This is a genomic window from Archangium gephyra, from assembly GCF_042230915.1.
In the GTDB taxonomy this organism is placed as follows: Bacteria; Myxococcota; Myxococcia; order Myxococcales; family Myxococcaceae; genus Archangium; species Archangium gephyra_B.
This window is the reverse complement of sequence record NZ_CP102578.1, coordinates 11,945,015-11,964,604: the sequence shown is the minus strand read 5'-3', so window position 1 is coordinate 11,964,604 and position 19,590 is coordinate 11,945,015. Positions and strand designations below refer to the sequence as shown.

Below are 19,590 nucleotides of genomic sequence, written 5' to 3'. Positions count from 1 at the left end.
GATGGCCTCCGAAACCCCGGCGAGACCGCCAGGGAGGGGGCCGACCGTGCTAACAGGCCCCCCCTGGGCGATCAAGTTTGCCGCCCGAACCCCTGACATTCCGCGCCCCTACACCCTCTGGTCCGATCGGACGCCCCGGGCGGAATCCCCCACCCCCTCCCACCGGTTGTGGTGCGAGCCCTCCCACCCCCATTCCGTTTCACCCCGGGTATGGGGCGCAAAAGGGCCCCGGACCCCCAGGTCCGGACAGCCCGGAGTGATCCGACGTTGACTTGGGTGGGAGATCGGGTTACGAGCGCCGCCTTCCTCAGTCTCGTGGATAAGGGCGCCCGCATCATGAGCGGGTGGCTCGTCGTCCCAGGAGTCCAGCCGTGTCCAAGCGCACCTATCAACCTTCCAAGATCCGGCGCAACCGCACCCACGGTTTCCGCAAGCGCAACTCCACCAAGGGCGGTCAGGACGTGCTCAAGAGCCGCCGCGCCAAGGGCCGTAAGCGCCTGGTGGTTGCGTCCTACAAGAAGTAGTCCCTGGGATGCTCGCGTGAAGGCCGAGGGCCAGGCGCCACCTCGCGACGAGCGCTTCCCCAAGGCCCTGCGCCTGCTCACGCGGCGCGAGTTCCTCGAGGTCCAGGAGAAGGGTCAGAAGCTTCCCTCTGATTGTCTCCTGGGGCTCGCTCGGCCCAATGCCCGGCCCTACAGCCGGGTGGGCCTGACCGTCTCCAGCAAGGTGGGCAATGCCGTGGTGCGTGCCCGCCTGCGAAGGCTCCTCCGGGAGCTCTTCCGCAAGCGTCGCGGGCAATGGCCCTCCGGTGTGGACGTGGTCCTGGTCGTGCGCCAGTCCGCCAAGGATGCGTCACTCGCGGACCTCTCCCGCGCCTTCGACGGGGTCACCCGCAAGCTGCAGAGGTTGTTTCCGTCCGGCCCCCGGGAGTCCGCCCGATGAGCCCCCTCGCCTGGCTGCTCGCGCTGCCCATCCGCTTCTACCGGCGGTTCCTCTCGCCCCTGCTGCCCCCGGCCTGCCGCTTCCACCCCTCCTGTTCCTCGTATGCCCTTCAGGCGCTCCACAAGCACGGAGCCCTGCGCGGCCTTCGCCTCACCGTCTGGCGCCTGTTGCGCTGCCAACCCTTCCACCCTGGCGGCTTCGACCCGGTGCCCTGACCGCTCTCCCCTTCCTTCCCTATGAACGATCTGGATCCGCTCTCGCCCAACTCGGCTGACTCCCAGCGGCGACTGATGGTGGCGCTCGCCCTCGCGATGGCGCTCACCTTCGCCTACACCTACTTCTTCGCGCCCAAGGGGCCGCCGCCCGAGGCCGGGGCCGCGGACGCGGGGCAGGTGGTGGCCGGCACCGACGCTGGCACGGCCGCTCCCACCGCCGGTACGGGGACGGACACCGCCGGGACGCCGCCGCCCGCGGGCACCGGCCCGGAGGCCGCCGGGGCCACGGCCGACGCCACCCCGCCCCCGCCGGTGCGCTCGCTGGACTTCCAGCGCCAGCACACCCACTACACCTTCTCCACCCAGGGCGCGGGTCTCACCTCGGCCGAGCTCCAGGGCCCGAAGATGCGCGAGCAGGGCCAGGTGTCCATCGCCGAGGGCTACAAGCTGCTCTTCGGTGGCAACGTGCCGCCCCCGGCGCAGATGAACCTGGCGCGGCCGGTGTCGGACCAGCTCCTGCCGCTGTCCGTCTCCATCGTGGGCCCCGCGCCCCTGTCCGCCAACGCGCGCTACGCCGTGGCCGAGACGGCCCACCCGGAGACGGCCGCCTCCTTCACCACGCGCCAGGGGCCGTGGGAGGTGACCAAGACGCTGCAGTGGCAGAAGGAAGGCTTCGAGCTGCTCTACACGCTGCAGGTGAAGAACACCTCGGCGCAGCCGGCCACCGGTGAGCTGCAGGTGCACTACAGCCGCGCCATCGACCCGAACAACGAGCACGCCCCGTCCTTCTTCGGCGGCGTGGGCAACCTCAGCTACGCCTCGTGCCACGTGGGCGAGGAGAAGCACAAGCTGGCCGCCGACCAGAAGCAGCCGGACGCCGAGGACATGCGCGGCCTGGTGCACTACTTCGGAATCGATCAGCAGTACTTCCTCTCCGCGCTCTACCCGCTCGAGGGCCCCCTGCAGGGCCGCTGCGAGTTCGTGGCCACCAACACGGCGCGCGCCGTCACCGCCGGCTTCCCGCTCACCGCGGGCCCTGGCCAGACGGTGACGCTGCGCTTCGGCGGCTACCTCGGGCCCAAGGAGGATGACCTGCTCACCGCCGTGCCCGGCCCCGCCGTGCGCGAGGCCGCTGGCCTCTCCTCCACCGCCGCCGTCTACAACCCCCAGCTCACCGAAACCATCGACTACGGCATGTGGGCCGTCATCGCCAAGCTGCTGGTGAGCATCATGAAGTTCTTCCACGGCCTGGTGGGCAACTGGGGCGTGGCCATCATCCTGCTCACCGTGCTGGTGAAGACGATCCTCCTGCCCCTCACCCACCGCTCCATGGTGAGCATGGAGGCCATGAAGAAGCTCCAGCCTCGCATCGAGGAGCTGCGCAAGAAGTACGCGGACGACCGCGAGCGCCAGAACATGGAGATGATGAAGGTCTATCAGGAGGCCAAGGTGAACCCGCTCGGCGGCTGCCTCCCGATGCTCATCCAGATGCCTGTCTGGATTGCCCTCTTCACCGCCCTGCGCAACAGCTACGACATCTACCAGGAGCCGTTCTTCGGGCCGGTGTGGCGCGACCTGACGTTCAAGGATCCGACCTACCTGCTGCCGCTCGCGCTGGGCATCAGCATGATCATCACCCAGAAGCTGCAGCCGCAGATGGGTGACCCGGCCCAGGCGAAGATCATGACCTGGTTCGTCCCCATCATCTTCACCCTGACCCTGCTCAACTACCCGGCGGGGCTGGCGCTCTACATCTTCACCAACAACCTGCTCTCCATCGCCCAGCAGTACGGCCTGAGGAAGTGGCTGGAGAAGAAGGGCGGAGGCGGAGGCGGACTGCCGGCGGGCACGGCCACGGCCACCGCGGGAGGCAAGCGCAAGTGAGCGACGTGCAGGCACCCGAGTCCTCTGCGGCACCCGCGGGCGGCGCGGACATCCGCCCCCGCGTGGAGCGGCTGCTCACCGACATCCTCGGCATGATGGGCTTCCCCGCCCGGCTCGACTTCAAGGACGCCAGCGATGGCAGCCTCTCCGTCGCCCTGCACTTCCAGGGCGAGCTGCCTCCGGGCGTGGAGAGCGGCAAGCGCAGCCAGGTGGTGGACTCGCTCCAGTTCCTCCTCAACAAGATGCTCCACCGCCCGGGCAACGAGCGGCGCTTCCTCCTGGTGGGCGTGGGCGTCCACCCGGAGCCCCGCAGCGAGCGGCTGAAGCGCGAGCAGGCCGCCGCCCAGGCCACCGCCGCCGCCCAGCCCGCCGCGCCCGCGCCCCAGCCGCCTCCCCCGGCCGCTGCCGCGCCCGCCCCGCGCCCGCCCAAGCCCGCCCGGGGACAGCCCGCTCCCCCCCAGGCCAAGGCCCCCGCCGCCTCGCCCCGGGGTGGGTCCGAGTCGGATGAACGCTCCCTGGAAGTCGCCGAGGATGCCGCCCTGCGGGAGGTGGCTCGCAAGCTCGCCGAGAAGTCGGCCTCCCTGGGCCGCTTCTATGCGCTCGTTACAGTGAAGCAAGATGACCGCGCGCGCGTCCTGAAAGCAGTAGAGGGTGTGCCGGGGGTGAAGGTCTCTTGCGAGGGCGAGGGCCGCAACCGGCGCGTGGTGTTCACTCCGGACAAGCCTGCCCCGCTCCCCAAGCGGAGCATGCTGCCGGACGACGACGACGAGGATGACCTCGAGGGCTGAGAGGCCCTGCGAGGCCCACCGACGAAAGGGCATTCAATGGGCAAGGCCAAGTCGCTCAAAGACAAGCTATACGGAGCGGCCGTGATGAAGATGAGCTTCCGGCTGCGCGGGGACGAGGAGTCCCCGGCCTTCAAGTTCGTCTACCCGGGTGTACTGCGCGATCTGGAGCTCGAGGACGCCGCGGTCGAGAAGTACATCGAGGAGAACCGCGAGAGCGTCGAGCGCGCCGCCCGCGGCTCCACTCCCGCGCAGGGCCCTCGGGGCTGAGTGTCCCGGAGGTCTCGCGGGGCTCGCCTTCCGGGGCGATGTCCCACGGTCCCGGGTAGGTGTCCTCCGGTGGGCGTGGCCTCGCCAGGGGCGCCGCTGGTGGACGTTCGGAGCGTCCGCTGGCGGCGTGGCCCCTCCGGCCGGGTGGACGCCGGGAGGGGGCGCGCGTAGTTCCTGGAGGCTTCCCCGCCGGAAGGTTCCGGTGGACCGTGCCCCCAGGGGCACAGGAGGGCCTCTCCATGCGGCGCTCGGTCATTCTCCCCGTGTGCATCCTGCTCGTCTCCGCCTCCGGTTGTGGAGGGGGCAAGGGAGACCCCGGACCCAAGGGGGACCCGGGGCCCATGGGCGAGTCCCTCCCCGGCCCCCGGGGCGAGCCCGGCGCCAAGGGAGACCCCGGACCCATGGGGCCCCCCGGCAACTTCGCCCGCATCCGCATCGTGCCCCCGGGTGACACGCCCCTCATCGGCGGCGAGAACCTCCGCAACGCCCTCCAGTCCATCACCAAGGTGTCCGCCGAGGAGCCCTGGCTCCTCTTCATCGAGCCCGGGGTGTACGACCTCGGCCCCCAGGGGCTGCAGCTGCGGCCCCACATCCACCTGCGGGGCGCCGGAGAGCAGCTCACCACCGTGCGCTCGCGCGCCCCGGGCCCCACGGTGGTGACCGCCGACCACACCGAGCTGCGCTCGCTCACCGTGGAGCACCTGGGCGGCCCGGGCGAGGCCGTGGCCATCTCCAACGCCTCGCCCCTCTTCCGCGCCCGGGACGTGGTGGCCTTCGCCCATGATGGCGCGGTGCGCACCGTCGCCTTCCTGTCCTCGGCCGGCCCCGGCCCGGGGGGCCTCGAGCACCTCCAGGCCAGTGCCTCCTCTCCCCAGGGCACCACCGTGGGCTTCTCGTGCGAGGGCTGCACCGTGAAGGTGTCCGGCTCCACCTTCCTCGCCCAGGGCGGAGACAGCGCCACCGGCGTCTCCGTGCACGGCGGCACCGTGGAGCTGTGGGACTCCTCCGCCACCGCCCGGGGCGGCACCGAGGCCATCGGAGTCGACGCCGAGGCCTCCCGGCTGGCCCTCGTGCGTGCCGAGGTGGCTGCCACCGACGGCGGGGTGTCCCTGGGCCTGCGGCTGGCCTCCTCCCCCGCCTCCGTGCGGGACAGCACCCTCTCGGGCTCCGGCCCCTCGGGACGCCAGGCCCGCGCCCTGGAGGTGCTGCGCTCCGACGCCACTCCCCAGCTCGTGGAGGTGCAGCGCTCCACCCTCTCGGGCTCCACCCAGAGCGTCCGCAGCGCCGAGGGCTACTCCATCCGCATCGCCGGCTCCCAACTCCGTGGTGGCAAGGCCGATGGCAATGGCATCGTGTCCTGCAACGGTTGCTACGACGAGAACTTCAACACCCCCACCTCCTTCCTGAGCCCGTAGCGCTCCGCCTCCTCCCCCGAGGGGGCTCGGTGGGGCTCCGATGACGTCCCCCCCATGAGCTCCCCCGCAACCCTCGCCGCGCTCGCCACCGCCCCCGCCGCCGGCGCCGTCGGCATCCTCCGCCTCTCCGGCCCCGCCGCCCTCGAGGTGGGCCGCCTGCTCGCTCCCGGCGTGCCCGCCTCTCCCACGCCCCGGCACGCCTACCTCGCCTCCTTCGTCGATGCCTCCGGCGCCGTGCTCGACGAAGGGTTGTTCCTGTTCTTCCGCGCGCCGAATTCCTTCACCGGTGAGGACGTCGTCGAGCTGCAGGCCCATGGCAGCCCGCGTCTGCTGCGCATGTTGCTCGCCCGCGCGCTCGAGCACCCCGCGGTGCGCCACGCCGGGCCCGGGGAGTTCACCCGCCGCGCCTTCCTCCACGGCCGCATGGACCTCACCCGCGCCGAGGCCGTCGCCGACCTCGTCGCCGCCGACTCCGAGGCCGCTGTGAGGGCAGCGGCCGCGGGCCTCGCCGGGGCCCTGGCCGCCCGGGTCCGGGCCCTGGAGGAGCCGCTGCGCTCGCTCCATGCGGACCTCGAGGGCGTGCTGAATTTTCCCGAGGAGGCCGAGGGCGCCGATGAGGGCGCTCAGGCCCGTGTCTCCGAGTTGCGGGCCATCGCGGATGAGTTGCTCGCCGAGGTCGGCCGTGGACGGCTCGTGCGCCGCGGGGCGCGGGTTGCGCTGTATGGGCCCGTGAACGCGGGCAAGTCTACGCTGTTCAACCGGCTCTTGGGGGAAGCGCGCGCCCTCGTGGATGAAGAGCCGGGGACGACTCGCGATGTGCTGGAGGCCCGCGTCGAGTGGGAGGGGCTTGGCGTGGCTCTGCTCGATACCGCCGGGCTTCGCGAGGCTCCTGGGCGCGTGGAAGCGCTGGGCATTGCCCGGACTCGCGAGGTGCTCGCTTCCGTGGACCTCGCCGTGCTCGTGCTTCCTCCCGAGGCCCGTGACTCGGAGGCACAACGGTGGCTCCGTGATGCCGGGGCCACGCCTGTTCTTCTTGTCGCCGGCAAGTGCGATGTGCGGCGCGCTGGGGGCTCCGCGGACCCTCACCCTGACCCTCTCCCAGAGGGAGAGGGGATGGACGCGGGCTCAACCCGGGATTCAGGCACCCTCACCCCGTCCCTCTCCCGGAGGGAGAGGGGTGTTGGCCGTGGAACTGGGACGGTGGTCGCTGAGGCGGTGGTAGGTGATGCGGTGGGTGCTTCCGCTTTGTCCGTCAGTGGGTTGACCGGCGAGGGGGTGGAGTTGCTGCGCTCCGCTATGCTCTCGCGCTTGTGGGGCGGCGGTGCTCCCTCCGCCGTCGCCCTCGTCTCCGAGCGCCATGCCGAGGCCCTCCGCCGCACCGCCGAGGCCCTCTCCCGCGCCGAGTCCGCCTGCCGCTTCTCCACCCTCGAGGTCGTCTCCGGCGAGGTCGGCCTCGCCCTCGAGTCCCTCGGCGAGGTGTCCGGGACCTCCGCTTCCGAGGCCCTCCTCGACGCCATCTTCCAGCGCTTCTGTATCGGCAAGTAGACACCCGCCCCGCCGCCCGGCGCATGTCAGACCGCTCCTTAGACTGCTTCCCCTGCCCGGTTCACCTCACCCGGGCCAGGAGGACAGGGTGATTCCGATGTGCAACAACCAGCAGGCGGCCTACTCGGCTCTCGAGGCGCTGCCCATGGGATGGGTTGGGGAGATTCTGGACGAGGAGCTGGTGGCTTCGCCCCGGCCGGCGCCTGGTCAGGCCCGTGCCGCCTTCATGTTGGGGGTCGAGCTCGGTGAACGGCTCGATCCGCGCCGCGGCGGTTCCGGCCGCTGGTGCTTCCTGCGCGCCCCCGAGCTGCGTCTCGGCCGCGATGTGCTCGTGCCCGATCTCGCCGGCTGGCGCCGCGACCGGCTCACCGAGGCTCCCACGCCCGATGAGCCCTTCCTCACGCTCGCGCCGGATTGGATCTGCGAGGTCCTCACGCCCTCCACCGCCGCGCTCGACCGCACCCGCAAGCTCCCCGCCTACGCGCGCGCCGGGGTGTCCCACGTGTGGCTCGTCGACCCCGCCGCCCGCACCCTCGAGGTGTTCCAGCGCGTCAAGCGCGGCTGGCTCCTCGTGGACACCTCCGAGGGCGACGCCATCGTCCGCGCCGAGCCCTTCACCTCGCACCCGCTCGAGCTCTCCTCGCTGTGGATGCCCACCGAGAGCTTCCTGGAGCTGGTGCGTTGAGCCGCTGACGCCCGAGGCGCCTCAGCTCGCCGCCCGGAGCCGGGGCGCCTCGCCCGCCGCCTGGAGGTGCGCCGCCGCCGGCATCCGGGCCCGCTCGCCCACCGTGCGCAGCAGCCGCCGCACCGCCCGCAGCATCAGGTCCGTGTCCAGTGGTGCCGCCAGGAAGCCGCGCGCTCCCAGTGCCTGCGCCCTCACCACGTCCAGCTCCGGCACCTTGCCCGCCGCCAGCAGCTGCGCCACCGGCCGGCGCCTCAGCGCCTCCAGCGACGGCAGCGGCGCGAGCACCACCGCCCGCTCGTCCGCCGCCAGCACCTGCTCCGTGCTCGCCACGCTCGCCCGGAAGCCCGCCTCGCCCAGCACCCGCACCAGCCCCGCCGCCGCGGCCGCGCCCCACCCGTAGATGAGCACCGCGCCCGCCTCCGGCTCCGCCACCTCCGGCAGCGCCAGCAGCCCCGCCAGCTCCTCCACGTCCAGCGGCTCCAGCAGCGGAATGTCCAACGTCTCGCGCTCGGGATTGAGGTCCGGCAGGAGGATGCCGCGCGCCTCGTCGAAGCGCCCGCCCTCCGTCAGCGCCGCCAGGCAGCCCGGGTTGAGCGGCATGTCCGCGTCCGCCTCGGGCAGGGTGATGGCCTCCACCTCCGCGCGCCGGGACACCGCCTCCGCGCCGTCCTGGTAGAGCCGCTCGATGGCCCGGCCAATGGCGGCGTCCATCGCCAGCCAGGGCACCACCCGGGCTTTGCGCGCCACGCTGCGCACCGCGTCCAGCGACTGCAGGCTCGCTGGCGCGGCGATGGCCACCACCAGCACCATGTCCCGGGGGCCCTCCAGCCGCAGCGGCACCACCCGGTGCATCTCCGCCAGCCGCCGGGGCACCAGCTCCGCCAGCTCCAGGTTCAGCCGCTCGGCGTCCAGGTCCATCGCCAGCACGCCCGTCTGGTGCGCCAGCGCCTCCAGCACCTGCTCCGCCGTGCAGAAGCGCAGGTCCACCACCACCTGCCCCAGCGGCACGCCCCACTTTCGCTGGTAGGCCAGCGCCGACTGCAATTGCAGCCCGTCCAGCACTCCCAGCTCCACCAGGATTTCGCCCAGCCGCTTCTTCGTCTGCATTGGCCGCTCCCCCTGCGTGCGCGGCTCTCTAGAACATTTCCACCCACGGTGTCTTGTCTGTTCGCGTCAGACACAGGCCTACCCGCGCCATTTCCTGTCTGTCTTCAGGGGCTGTCTGGTTATCCAGGGCGTGCGACAGCTCCGGGTGTCCGCTGACCGACGGCCGTGGCGGAGCGCTACCAGGTGGTGTCGGGCACCGGCGCGGAGAGCACCTGCCGGCGCTGCTCGCCCACCATGCCCAGCTTCACGCCCAGCCGGTACAGCGCCTGGGTCTGCTCGAGCACCGGCTGCCACGGCGCCGTCATCCGCACGCCCGAGGCCGCGTCCTCGCTGTTGTCCCCCTGCTTCTCACCCAGCAGCTCCGAGAGCACCTCGGCCGCGCCCTTCTTCCGGGGGAACACCTCCACCCGCACCGGCCCCTCCAGCTTCGCCGCCTCCTTGGCCAGCCGCAGCGCCACCGGGAAGCCGCCCAGCTCGTCCACCAGCCCGTGCGCCTTCGCGTCCTCCCCCGTCCACACCCGCCCCTTGGCCACCTCCTGCATCTTCTCCAGCGGCATCTTCCGGCCCGCCGCCGCCTTGCCCGTGAAGTCCGCGTACACCCGGTCCAACGACGCCTCGTTCTTCGCGTGCTGCTCCGGCGTGAAGTCCGCGTCCGAGCTGTACATCGTCGCGTTCTTCCCCGCCCCCAGCGGCTCCCAGTTCACGCCCAGCTTCTCCCAGAAGTCCGCCGTCACCATCTTCCCGTTGTACACGCCGATGCTGCCCGTCAGCGTCCCCGGCTGCGCCACGATCTTGTCCGCGTCCATGGCCACGAAGTAGCCGCCGCTCGCCGCGTACGAGCCCATCGTCACGATGACCGGCTTGCCCTGCTCGCGCGCCCGCTGCACCTCGCGGCGCACCGAGTCGCTCGCCACGTAGCTGCCCCCGGGGCTGTCCACCCGGAAGACAATCGCTTTCACCCGCGCGTCCTCCACCGCCTTGCGGAACGCCGCCGCCACCGAGTCGCTCCCCATCACCACGTCCCCCGACATGGGGTTGGCCCGGCTCTGCCCCCGTGAAATCTCCCCCGCCCCGTAGATGAGCGCCACCGTCTGCGTGCCCGTCCGGTTCGGCCGCCCCGCCCGCTCCAGGTACTTCTCCAGGTACAACAGCTCCGCCTTCCCGCCCGTCGCCTCCTTCACCTTCGCGTACACCTCGTCGCGGTAGAGCAGCCCGTCCACCAGCTTCGCCTCCAGCGCCTCCTGGGCCAGCAGCGGCGCCGCGTCCACCGCCGCCCTCGCCTGCTCCTCGCTCAGCCCCCGGCCCTCGGCCACCCCCTTCACCATCTGCCCGAAGAGGCTCGTCAGGAAGCGCTCCGTCTCCTCCCGGTGCGGCGCCGTGTACGTCTGCTCCGTGTACGTGTTCACCGCCGCCTTGTACTCGTGGCGCTTGCTCATCCGCGGCTTGACGCCCAGCTTCGCCAGCGCGTCGCGCGCGAAGGGCGTCTCGATGGCCACCCCCGTCACCGACACCTCGCCCGAGGGCTGCACGTACACCTCGTCGAAGGCCGAGGCCAGGTAGTACCCGCCCGTCGCATTCCCGCTCTCGCCAAACGTCTCCGCGTACGCCACCGCCTTCTTCCCCGTCGCCCGGAAGGCCTTCACCGCGTCGCGCAGCTCCTGCACCACCGCCGTGCTCCCCGGCGTCCCATTCACCTTCACCACCAGCCCCTTCACCCGCTCGTCCCCGCCGGCCCGCTCCAGCGCGTCCACCACGTCCCGCACCGTCAGCCGCTCCGAGCCGAACGCGCTCGCCAGCGAGTCCTCCGGCACGTACTCCACCAGCCGCTCGTCCAGCTCCAGCTCCAGCACCACCTGGCCCGGCACCGAGGGCTTGTTGGACGCCCCCAGGATGAAGAGCCCCACCAGGCTGCCAAAGAGAAGGATGCTCAGCGCGCCCACCACCGCGAGCGAACCAATGAAGAAGCGTTTCATGCGCGAGGCTCCCGGCTCCGACCTGTCCGTGTACGACGTGGGCTTACTACTAACCGCCTCGCGTGACGACGCCCGCCCCGCCCTCGCCCCGCGCTCCCCGGTGCGCAGGGCGGCCAGACGTCTCCTGCCGCGCACTTCCCCCGGCCCGCGCCCTGCAAGCGGCCTCCCTCCAGGGAAAACAGTTTGTTCACGGCTGGAAAAGTATTCCGGCGCGGCACGGCTTCCCCCGGACTTCTGGAGAAGGGGGGCTCCCGCTCTCGTGGGGGATGCCTATTCCTAGCGGGGCCGGACCCTCCGTTTGCGTACCCCGAAGGACAGCGCGCCATGATGGACGAACTCCTCTCACCCTCCGTGCAGATGCCTACTCCGATGGCGCGGACCCGCCCGGGCCCGGCCTCGACGGTGCTGGAGCCGCCCACCGCGTGGAGGGACCCGGAGAACGAGTCGCCCTTCTTCGAGCCCATCCCGGTGCGGGTGCACACGGTGGAGGGCGCCGGGGGCGTGGCCCTGCGCGTGTACGACGCGGGGGACGAGTACGGGCCGCCCCTCTTCTTCGTCCACGGCTTCTCCCAGTGCCACCTGGCCTGGCGGCGGCAGTTCCAGAGCGCCCTGGGCCTGGGCTTCCGGCTGGTGGCGCTGGACTTGAGGGGCCATGGGCTCTCGGACAAGCCGCGCGCGGGCTACGGGGACGGCCGGGTGTGGGCCCGGGACATCCATGCCGTCATCACCGCGCTGGAGCTGGATCGGCCGCTGATGGTGGGCTGGTCGTACGGCGGGATGATTGTCGCGGACTACCTGCGCCACTTCGGGCAGGGGCATGTGGCGGGGGTGCAGTTCGTGTCCGCCATGGTGAAGAGCGGCTCGGAGGAGGCCTTCGGGATGCTGTCACCCGAGATGCATGGGCTCGTCCCCGGGCTGTTCACCGAGGAGGCGGGGGCGAGCCGCGCCACGCTGGAGACGTTCGTGTCGCTGCTGCACCACCAGCCGGTGTCGCAGGAGACGCGCAAGCGGGTGCTGGCGTACACGGAGATGGTGCCGGCATACGTGCGCGAGGCGCTCGGCTCGCGCGCCGAGGACTATGACGACGTGCTGCACGGGCTGACGGTGCCGGTGATGGTGACGCACGGGCTGGAGGACCGGGTGGTGCTGCCCGCGTCCAGCCGGCACATCGCCTCGCTGGTGCCCGGGGCCCAGATGTCGTTGTACTCGGGCGTCGGCCACTCGCCCTTCTGGGAGGACGCCCGCCGCTTCAACCGCGAGCTGGCCGCCTTCGCCGCCCGGTGCTGGTAGCGGGCGCCGTTACACCTCGGTGAAGACGGGGCCGGTGAGGCCCTCGTGCTCCAGGGCCTGCTTGAGGTCCTCGGAGACGATGAGGGCATCCCATCCCCAGGCACGGAAGACGCGGGCGCCTTCGGCTTTCGCCGGGTCGATGCGCATCCCCCGCACGTATTTGTACTCGCCTACCTTCTCCGGCTGGCCGTCCTCGGGCGTGAAGTACTGCACCTCGGCGCAGCGGGCCTCGTCGATGCAGCGGAGGATGCGCAGCGCATTGAGGATGAAATAGGGCCCGGGGTGGCCGTCTACCTGGACAGGGAGGAACTGCACTTCCTGGATGCCCATGTGCTCGAAGAGCTGGACGACGCGGGCGTGGAGCACGGGGTTGGCGAAGGCGTCCTGGGTGAAGTCCAGCGTCACTCCGTCGGGCCTCACGGGGAAGCGGATGTGCCCCTGGGGTTCGAGCCGGCGGCTCTCGGTGAACTGCCAGGGATTGAGCTTCTGCCCGTGTTCATCGACCGGGCTCCGCAGGTGCCAGCGTCCGGGGTGATGCAGGTCGTCCCTCAGTTCGTAGTACCTGGGCATGTCTTTCGCTTCGAGCTCAATCCTGGGGCTTCGTGATGAGCCGGTGGAGGTGTGACCCGGGAGTGCAGACCTCATCCGCGAGCTGCTCGAGTGCTGTCACCAGGGTGCCCCTGCATTGAGCAACGGTCCCGCAGTTTCTCATGGCTCGACGGAGCTTTTCGTACACCGCCTCATGGTACTCCGCTGGATGAGGACCTTTGTGTCCCTTGCAGTAGATGCGGTTCTCCTTCGCATCCCGACTGCATCCCGCGAGGCGTGAGTCCCGCGTCTCGAATTCCTTGCCCTTCGCTCGGGTGAATCCTTTGACTCCCCATCCGAGCAGGTGGAAGCTCTTCAGCGGGGTCTGGGCTTCCCAGGCCCTCCCGACTCAATGAAAGGCTGGAGGCGTTGTCGTCATGCCTTGACGCTTTTCTGTCGTGAGCTGTCCACCCACAAGCGAAAGCCAATTCCTCGCATGCGCGATCCCCGCTTCTTGTTGGCCCTCCTGGCCGGAGTCTTCTCTTTTCTCCAAGCACCGCTGGCAGCGGAATGGCAATCCACCAGCCCTCTCGCAGAGCAACGGGTCTACCATTCAGCCACCCTGCTTCCGTCGGGCCAGGTGCTGGTGGTGGGGGGATGGAGCTACAACACTTATCTGGCTTCAGCGACTGTGTACGAGCCCGGCACCGGAACGTGGGTTCCCGCGGGGAGCATGGCCATCGCGCGTGAGGCGCACACGGCGACGCTGCTTCCGTCGGGCCAGGTGCTGGTGGTGGGGGGCGAGAATGTGAATGGGTACACCGCGAGCGCCGAGCTGTATGACCCGGCCACCGGAAGCTGGTCCTCCGCCGGCTCGATCTCCCTGGCGCGTGGGTACAACACGGCGACGCTGCTCCAGTCCGGCAAGGTGCTGGTGGCAGGCGGCCACAACTGGGGTGCCCACACCACGGTGGACCTCTACGATCCGGCGACGGGAACGTGGGCTTCGGCGGACCCCATGGCCACGCATCGGTATGGGCATACGGCGACGTTGTTGCCCGATGGGAAGGTACTGGTGACGGGGGGATGGGGGTGGATGGCCCAGGCGTCAGCGGAGGTGTACGACGCGGCGACCGGCCGGTGGCTGGCGACGTCTTCCCTGGCCACCCCGAGGTACAACCACACAGCGACGTTGCTGCCCGACGGGAAGGTGCTGGTCGCGGGAGGGCAGAATGAGAGTGGCGCCGTTGCCACGGTGGAGCTGTACAACCCAGCCACCGGAACGTGGGCCGCCGCGGCCCCGCTGTCCTCGCCTCGCACGTTCCACACCGCCACGCTGGTAGGCGCCAAGGTGTATGTCGTGGGTGGACAGAATGGGAATAGCGCGCTGGCCACCGCGGAAGTCTACGATTCGGCGACTGGGACCTGGGCGGCCCTGCCTTCACCGCGGGAGCCGCGCAGCATCCACACCGCCACCCTGGTTTCCGGGAAGCTTCTGCTCGCGGGGGGCTGGGCAGGTGCTCCCCTGCAGACCGCGGAGTGGTACGAGACGCCTCCTCCTGCTTCGGGTTGGGCGAAGGTGGTGGCGGCGGGTGACAACCATGGCCTGGCCGTCCGTTCCAACGGAACCGTGTGGGCGTGGGGGTCCAACGGCTCTGGCCAACTGGGAGATGGGACCACCACCACCCCTCCTGCTCCCGTCCAGGTCTCGGGCTTGAGTGGAGTCGTGGCGATCGCGGGAGGAAGGAACCATTCCCTGGCGGTTCGTGAGGACGGGACGGTGTGGGCTTGGGGACTCAACAGCTCCGGCCAGCTGGGCGATGGGACGCTGACCAGCCAGAGCACCCCCATCCAGGTGCCGGGCTTGACCGGAATCGTGGCCGTGGCAGCGGGGAACGGTCATTCCCTGGCACTTCGTCATGACGGGACGGTGTGGGCCTGGGGGAGCAACTCGTATGGCCAGTTGGGTGCCACCAGTACGAATCGCACCCCCGTGCAGGTGTCGGGCTTGAGTGGCGTCGTGGCGATCGCGGCGGGCTGGTACCATTCCCTGGCGGTTCGCAACGACGGAACGGCCTGGGGCTGGGGGCGCAACAGTTCCGGTGAGCTGGGCGATGGGACGCTCATCGACAGGCGCACCCCCGTGCAGGTGGTGGGCCTGAGTGGCATGGTGTCCGTGGGGGCAGGCGAGAACCATTCCCTGGCGATTCGCAACGACGGAACGGCCTGGGGCTGGGGGTCGAATGGTCCTGGCCGGATCTGCGAGTCGCCGCCCCTCGCCAGCCGCCGCATCGCCGTACAGATTCCAGGCTTCAGTGGCGCCGTCGCTCTGTCGGGCGGCTATGACCATTCCCTGGCGTTGCGCGAGGACGGGACGGCGTGGGCGTGTGGGAGCAACAATTACGGTCAGCTGGGCCATGGGACCACCGGTACCCGTTACGTCCCCATACAGGTGGCGGACTTGAGGGACGTCGTGGCCGTGTCGGCCAGAGGGTACAAATCCCTGGCGGTTCGTCGTGACGGGACCGTGTGGGCCTGGGGGTACAACGTCTATGGCCAGCTCGGCGATGGGACGACCACCAACCGGTTCGCCCCCGTCCAGGTGCTGCTGCCCTAGTGCCCGTTCCGGGCCCCTTCTGCCCGGATGAGGTGGAGGGGGCCCTGGCCCTCTCCCAGCGGGAGAGGGAATGGCCCGAGTGCTCCCCTGGTCAGTCCCGCCCTCACTTCGTTCAGCCCTGGGCTTCTTCCTCCATGTCCCCCTTTCGGGAACACGGCCGGGGCATGCCCGGTTGGTAGCCTCCAGACGCCGTTCCGTCTCCCCCTCGCGAAAGCAGGCCTCGCCCGTATGACCCTTCACCCCCGCTTCCGCCTCCTCCTCGCGGCCCTCCTCGTCGCCTGTACTCCCCCGCTCGTCAATGGGCCGGGCCCCTCGGCGCCCCCCGCTGACGCCGCCCCCCAGCCTCGCGCCGAGGCCCCCGCCAGTCCCTCCGCTCCCTTCACCAGCGTCGAGGGCATCACCGAGTACCGGCTCGCCAACGGGCTGCGCGTCCTCCTCTTCCCCGACCCCACCAAGCCCACCGTCACCGTCAACGTCACCTACTTCGTCGGCTCGCGCCACGAGGGCTACGGCGAGACGGGCATGGCCCACCTCCTCGAGCACCTCCTCTTCAAGGGCACTCCCACCACCACCAACGTGCCCCAGGCCCTCACCCAGCGCGGCGCCCGCCCCAATGGCACCACCTGGCTCGACAGGACCAACTACTACGAGACGCTCCCCGCCTCCGACGACAACCTGCGCTGGGCCCTCTCCTTCGAGGCCGACCGCATGGTCAACAGCTTCATCGCCAAGAAGGACCTCGACAGCGAGATGACCGTCGTGCGCAACGAGCTGGAGCGCGGCGAGAACGACCCCTCCCGCATCCTCTTCCAGCGCGTCATGAGCACCGCCTTCTCGTGGCACAACTACGGCAAGTCCACCATCGGCTCCCGCGCGGACCTCGAGAACGTCCCCATCGAGCGCCTCCAGTCCTTCTACCGGAAGTACTACCGGCCCGATAACGCCATGCTCGTCATCGCCGGCGCCTTCGAGCCCCAGCAGGCCCTCGACGAGGTGCAGAAGACCTTCGGCGCGCTGGCCAGGCCCGCCGAGCCCCTGCCAGCCACCTATACCGAGGAGCCCACCCAGGATGGTGAGCGGCTCGTCACCCTGCGCCGCGTGGGCGACGTGAGCGCCCTCTCCGCCGTCTACCACGTGCCCGAGGGCGCCCACCCCGACTTCGCCGCCATCGACGTGCTCACGCACATCCTCGGCAATGCCCCCTCCGGCCGCCTCTACAAGGCCCTCGTGGAGACGAAGAAGGCCTCCAGCGCCGGTGCCTCCAACTTCCAGCTCCACGACCCCGGCATCCTCGCCTTCTCCGCCGAGGTCCGCGAGGGCCAGTCGCTCGACGCCGCGCGAGAGCTCCTCCTGAAGACGGTGGAAGAGGCCGCCCGCACGCCCTTCACCCAGGACGAGGTGGATCGCGCCAAGACGGCCCTGCTCAAGTACGTGGAGCTGATGCTCAACGACTCGGAGAGCGCCGCCATCCAGCTCTCCGAGTGGGCCGCCATCGGCGACTGGCGCCTCTTCTTCCTCCACCGCGACCGGATTGAGGCCGTCACCGCCGCCGACGTCTCGCGCGTGGCCCAGAGCTACCTCAAGTCCTCCAACCGCACCCTCGGCCAGTTCATCCCCACCGCGAAGCCGGACCGCTCGGAGATGCCTCCGCGCGTCAACATGGCCTCCATGCTCGAGGGCTACAAGGGCCGTGGCGAGGTCGCCGTGGGCGAGGCGTTCGACCCCTCCCCCGCCAACATCGAGCAGCGCGTGCAGCGCTCGCAGGCCGCCGGGCTCAAGCTCGCGCTGCTGCCCAAGAAGACGCGCGGCGAGATGGTCAACGTCACCTTCAGCCTGCGCTGGGGCACCGAGAAGGCCGTCTGGGGCCGCTCGGACGCCGCCGACTATGCGGGCATGATGCTCATGCGCGGGACGAAGAAGCACACCCGCCAGCAGTTGCGCGACACCTTCGACAAGCTCAAGGCCCGCGTGGGCGTGGACGGCGGTGCCACCGGCGCCAGTGTCTGGATTGAAGCCCCGCGCCAGAGCCTCCCCGAGGTGATGAAGCTGGTGGCCGAGGTGCTGCGCGAGCCCGCCTTCGACGCCAAGGAGTTCGCCCTGCTGCAGGAGGAGCGGCTGGCCTCGCTGGAGGCGCAGCGCAGCGAGCCCAACACCCAGGGCCGCATCGCCTTCGCGCGCGCCCTCTCGCCCTACCCCGCCGGGCACCCGTACTACGCGGAGACGCTGGACGAGTCGCTCGCCGGCGTGAAGGGCACCACCCTGGCGCAGGCCCAGGCCTTCTACCGGGAGTTCTACGGCGCCTCGCAGGGCGAGTTCGCCGCGGTGGGCGACTTCGACGCCGAGGCCCTGAAGCAGCAGGTCTCCGAGCTCTTCGGCGGCTGGAAGAGCCCGGCGCCGTACGCGCGCATCCCCGCGCAGCCGTACAAGGCGGGGACGCAGGCGCTGATGCTCGAGACGCCGGACAAGGCCAACGCGCTGTTCCTCGCGGGCCAGGGGCTGGGGTTGCGCGATGACAACCCGGACTACCCGGCGCTGGTGCTCGGCAACTTCCTGCTCGGCGGCGGCTTCCTCAACTCGCGGCTGGCCACGCGCGTGCGCCAGCAGGATGGCCTGTCCTACAGCGTGGGCAGCTCGTTGAGCGCGGGCTCCATCGACCCGGTGGGCTCCTTCTCCACGTACGCCATCTACGCGCCGCAGAACGCCGCGAAGCTGGAGACGGCGGTGCGCGAGGAGCTGGAGAAGGCGCTGAGCCAGGGCTTCACCGCGGACGAGCTGGAGAAGGCGCGCGCGGGACTCTTGGAGTACCGGCGCACGGGCCGCGCGGATGACGGGGGCCTGGCGCGCACGCTGGCGTCGTACCTGTACTACGGGCGCACGCTGGAGTTCGACGCGGCCTTCGAGAAGCGCATGAGCGAGCTGAAGCCCGATGACGTGCGCACGGCGCTCTCGCGCTACCTGGACTGGAAGAAGGTGACGGTGGTCAAGGCCGGCGACTTCGCGGGAGCGGAGAAGAAGGCCAAGGCCCCCGTGCCCACGCCGCCCGCGCCGTAGTCACTTCACCGAGGCCGTTTCACCGCGGCTGTCGCCCGCGGCCACATCCCCTCTCCCACTGGGAGAGGAGCCCCCCGTCGTTCAAAGGGGGGGCAAGCCCCCCGGGGTGAGGGTGGTGCGGACCCCGGGTTCGCCACTGCCCTCACCCTTCGTGTTTCCGCACCCCACCGAAGCTGGCGGCGCGGGCTTCTCCGCCCTACCCGCCCAGCTTCTCCATGCGGCGCTGCATCTCCTCGGGCGACACGTCCTCCACGTGCTGCGCGAGCAACCACTGGTAGCCCTCGGGGTCCTCCACCTGCGCCGTCCGGTCCCCGAAGAACTGGTTCTCCGGCGGCCGCACCTGCTTGCCTCCCGCCTTCAGGAAGCGCTCGTTCAGCGCATCCACGTTCTCCGTGTAGAGGCTCAGCCTCACCGGCGTGCCCCCCAAATCCTTCGCGCTCTTGTTGCCCCACTGCGGCATCGTGTCCGCCACCTTCAGCCGCGCGTCGCCAATCTGCAGCTCCGCGTGCGCGATCTTCCCGCCCGGCATCGACAGCCGAAACACCTCCGTCGCGCCGAGCGCCGCCTTGTAGAACTCGATCGCCTTCGCCGCGTCGCGCAGCGACAGGTACGGCGTCAGCGAGTGGGATCCGTCCGGAATCGCCTTGGGCATGTGTGGCTCCTGGGAAATGTCCCGCTCCTCGCGGGGCCCACGAGCCTCCCCGGCGCCACCCCTCCGGGCAAGTCCGGATGTTGGGAGGGGTGGCGGCCCGTGTCAGGACACGACGAAGGTGCCCTCTCCCGTCAGGTTCACCTCGGTGTACGTCTCGAGCTGCCGGGTGGAGGGCGCGATGAACCCGGGCGTGCGCGTGGTGATGCCCAGCGTCCGGATGCTCACGCGGGTGTCCCCGCCCGTCAGCAGGGCGTTGGGAATCAACACGCTGAAGAGGATTCCCCCGGCATCCGCCGCGTTCGACTGGAGCACGATGGTGACCAGCGTGCCGATCCCCACGTCCACCTGCCGGATTTCATCTCCGCGCGCGCTCACCTGGCGGCGGCGATCCCGGTACTGCATGAGCGGCTCTCCGGTGATGCTCGTCGAGGAGAAGCTCACGCGGACATCCTTCCCCCGTAGCTCGAACTGGTTGGGGGCAACGGAAGACGCGGCCGGGCGCTGCGTGACGGTTTCCATCTGATCCATAGCACTGCCTCGCATGTCTGGGCGGCGCTCCCCCGAGGAGCGTCGCGGGTTCGCGGAGTCAGAGGGGGCTCACGCGAATCGTGACATGCGAGCGCCCGTGCGC

The 19,590-nt window shown here is 70.5% G+C and carries 18 protein-coding genes and 1 pseudogene; 13 read left to right on the top strand and 6 right to left on the bottom strand.

Annotation, left to right across the window (positions count from 1 at the left end):
* Positions 1-371 precede the first annotated feature (371 nt).
* From rpmH to NR798_RS47565, 9 genes are all read left to right on the top strand, one after another.
* Complete coding sequence (gene rpmH, locus NR798_RS47605; RefSeq protein WP_375769294.1) at positions 372-524, top strand: 50S ribosomal protein L34; 153 nt, start codon at positions 372-374, stop codon at positions 522-524.
* 16 nt (positions 525-540) lie between these two features.
* On the top strand, positions 541-942 hold the full coding sequence (gene rnpA / locus NR798_RS47600) for a ribonuclease P protein component (RefSeq protein ID WP_375769293.1): 402 nt from the start codon (positions 541-543) through the stop codon (positions 940-942).
* The gene (gene yidD, locus NR798_RS47595) at positions 939-1,157 is read left to right on the top strand and encodes a membrane protein insertion efficiency factor YidD (protein WP_375769292.1); all 219 of its coding nucleotides are present in this window, start codon (positions 939-941) and stop codon (positions 1,155-1,157) included. Before rnpA ends, yidD begins: the two co-directional genes overlap by 4 nt.
* A 21-nt stretch (positions 1,158-1,178) precedes the next feature.
* Positions 1,179-3,041 carry a membrane protein insertase YidC gene (yidC, locus tag NR798_RS47590; RefSeq protein ID WP_375769291.1) on the top strand — a complete coding sequence of 621 codons (1,863 nt, stop codon included), beginning with the start codon at positions 1,179-1,181 and terminating at the stop codon, positions 3,039-3,041.
* Positions 3,038-3,829 carry a hypothetical protein gene (locus NR798_RS47585; protein WP_375769290.1) on the top strand — a complete coding sequence of 264 codons (792 nt, stop codon included), beginning with the start codon at positions 3,038-3,040 and terminating at the stop codon, positions 3,827-3,829. The genes yidC and NR798_RS47585 overlap by 4 nt, the downstream gene beginning before the upstream one ends.
* 36 nt (positions 3,830-3,865) lie before the next feature.
* Positions 3,866-4,096, top strand: a complete 231-nt coding sequence (locus NR798_RS47580; RefSeq protein WP_375769289.1) for a hypothetical protein — start codon at positions 3,866-3,868, stop codon at positions 4,094-4,096.
* Positions 4,097-4,335: 239 nt separating this feature from the next.
* Positions 4,336-5,511 (top strand): hypothetical protein, encoded by a 1,176-nt coding sequence (locus NR798_RS47575; protein WP_375769288.1) that lies wholly within the window; start codon positions 4,336-4,338, stop codon positions 5,509-5,511.
* Positions 5,512-5,565: 54 nt separating this feature from the next.
* Positions 5,566-7,056: a tRNA modification GTPase gene (locus NR798_RS47570; RefSeq protein WP_375769287.1), complete on the top strand. Its 1,491-nt coding sequence runs from the start codon at positions 5,566-5,568 to the stop codon at positions 7,054-7,056.
* Positions 7,057-7,153: 97 nt separating this feature from the next.
* A complete protein-coding gene (locus NR798_RS47565; protein ID WP_375773933.1) occupies positions 7,154-7,741 on the top strand; it encodes a Uma2 family endonuclease in 588 nt (195 codons plus the stop codon).
* A gap of 21 nt (positions 7,742-7,762) precedes the next feature.
* On the opposite strand, the gene NR798_RS47560 is transcribed toward NR798_RS47565, so the two are convergent.
* Together NR798_RS47560 and sppA are read right to left on the bottom strand one after the other, a co-directional pair.
* Positions 7,763-8,848: a hypothetical protein gene (locus tag NR798_RS47560; protein WP_375769286.1), complete on the bottom strand. Its 1,086-nt coding sequence runs from the start codon at positions 8,846-8,848 to the stop codon at positions 7,763-7,765.
* A 176-nt stretch (positions 8,849-9,024) separates the two neighbouring features.
* Positions 9,025-10,821 carry a signal peptide peptidase SppA gene (sppA, locus tag NR798_RS47555; protein ID WP_375769285.1) on the bottom strand — a complete coding sequence of 599 codons (1,797 nt, stop codon included), beginning with the start codon at positions 10,819-10,821 and terminating at the stop codon, positions 9,025-9,027.
* Between the two features lie 324 nt (positions 10,822-11,145).
* Here sppA and NR798_RS47550 point away from each other — a divergent pair, with 324 nt between their 5' ends.
* A complete protein-coding gene (locus tag NR798_RS47550) occupies positions 11,146-12,111 on the top strand; it encodes an alpha/beta fold hydrolase (protein ID WP_375769284.1) in 966 nt (321 codons plus the stop codon).
* A gap of 9 nt (positions 12,112-12,120) precedes the next feature.
* Here NR798_RS47550 and NR798_RS47545 read toward each other — a convergent pair whose 3' ends face one another.
* Both NR798_RS47545 and NR798_RS47540 read right to left on the bottom strand, forming a co-directional pair.
* Positions 12,121-12,756 (bottom strand): imm11 family protein, encoded by a 636-nt coding sequence (locus NR798_RS47545; protein ID WP_375769283.1) that lies wholly within the window; start codon positions 12,754-12,756, stop codon positions 12,121-12,123.
* Positions 12,698-13,003: an AHH domain-containing protein gene (locus NR798_RS47540; protein WP_375773932.1), complete on the bottom strand. Its 306-nt coding sequence runs from the start codon at positions 13,001-13,003 to the stop codon at positions 12,698-12,700. Before NR798_RS47540 ends, NR798_RS47545 begins: the two co-directional genes overlap by 59 nt.
* A 48-nt stretch (positions 13,004-13,051) precedes the next feature.
* On the opposite strand from NR798_RS47540, the pseudogene NR798_RS47535 reads away from it, so the two are divergent.
* The 3 genes and pseudogenes from NR798_RS47535 to NR798_RS47525 form a co-directional block, all read left to right on the top strand.
* A pseudogene (locus NR798_RS47535) lies at positions 13,052-13,363 on the top strand (kelch repeat-containing protein); the annotation flags it as partial.
* Between the two features lie 9 nt (positions 13,364-13,372).
* Positions 13,373-15,256, top strand: coding sequence for a kelch repeat-containing protein (locus tag NR798_RS47530; RefSeq protein ID WP_375773931.1), 1,884 nt, complete (start codon positions 13,373-13,375; stop codon positions 15,254-15,256).
* A gap of 228 nt (positions 15,257-15,484) precedes the next feature.
* A complete protein-coding gene (locus tag NR798_RS47525; RefSeq protein ID WP_375769282.1) occupies positions 15,485-18,307 on the top strand; it encodes a M16 family metallopeptidase in 2,823 nt (940 codons plus the stop codon).
* A 196-nt stretch (positions 18,308-18,503) separates the two neighbouring features.
* Here the strand turns inward: NR798_RS47525 and NR798_RS47520 are convergent, their stop codons facing one another.
* Positions 18,504-18,959 (bottom strand): VOC family protein, encoded by a 456-nt coding sequence (locus NR798_RS47520; protein ID WP_375769281.1) that lies wholly within the window; start codon positions 18,957-18,959, stop codon positions 18,504-18,506.
* A gap of 102 nt (positions 18,960-19,061) precedes the next feature.
* Complete coding sequence (locus NR798_RS47515; protein WP_375769280.1) at positions 19,062-19,487, bottom strand: hypothetical protein; 426 nt, start codon at positions 19,485-19,487, stop codon at positions 19,062-19,064.
* Positions 19,488-19,590 lie beyond the last annotated feature (103 nt).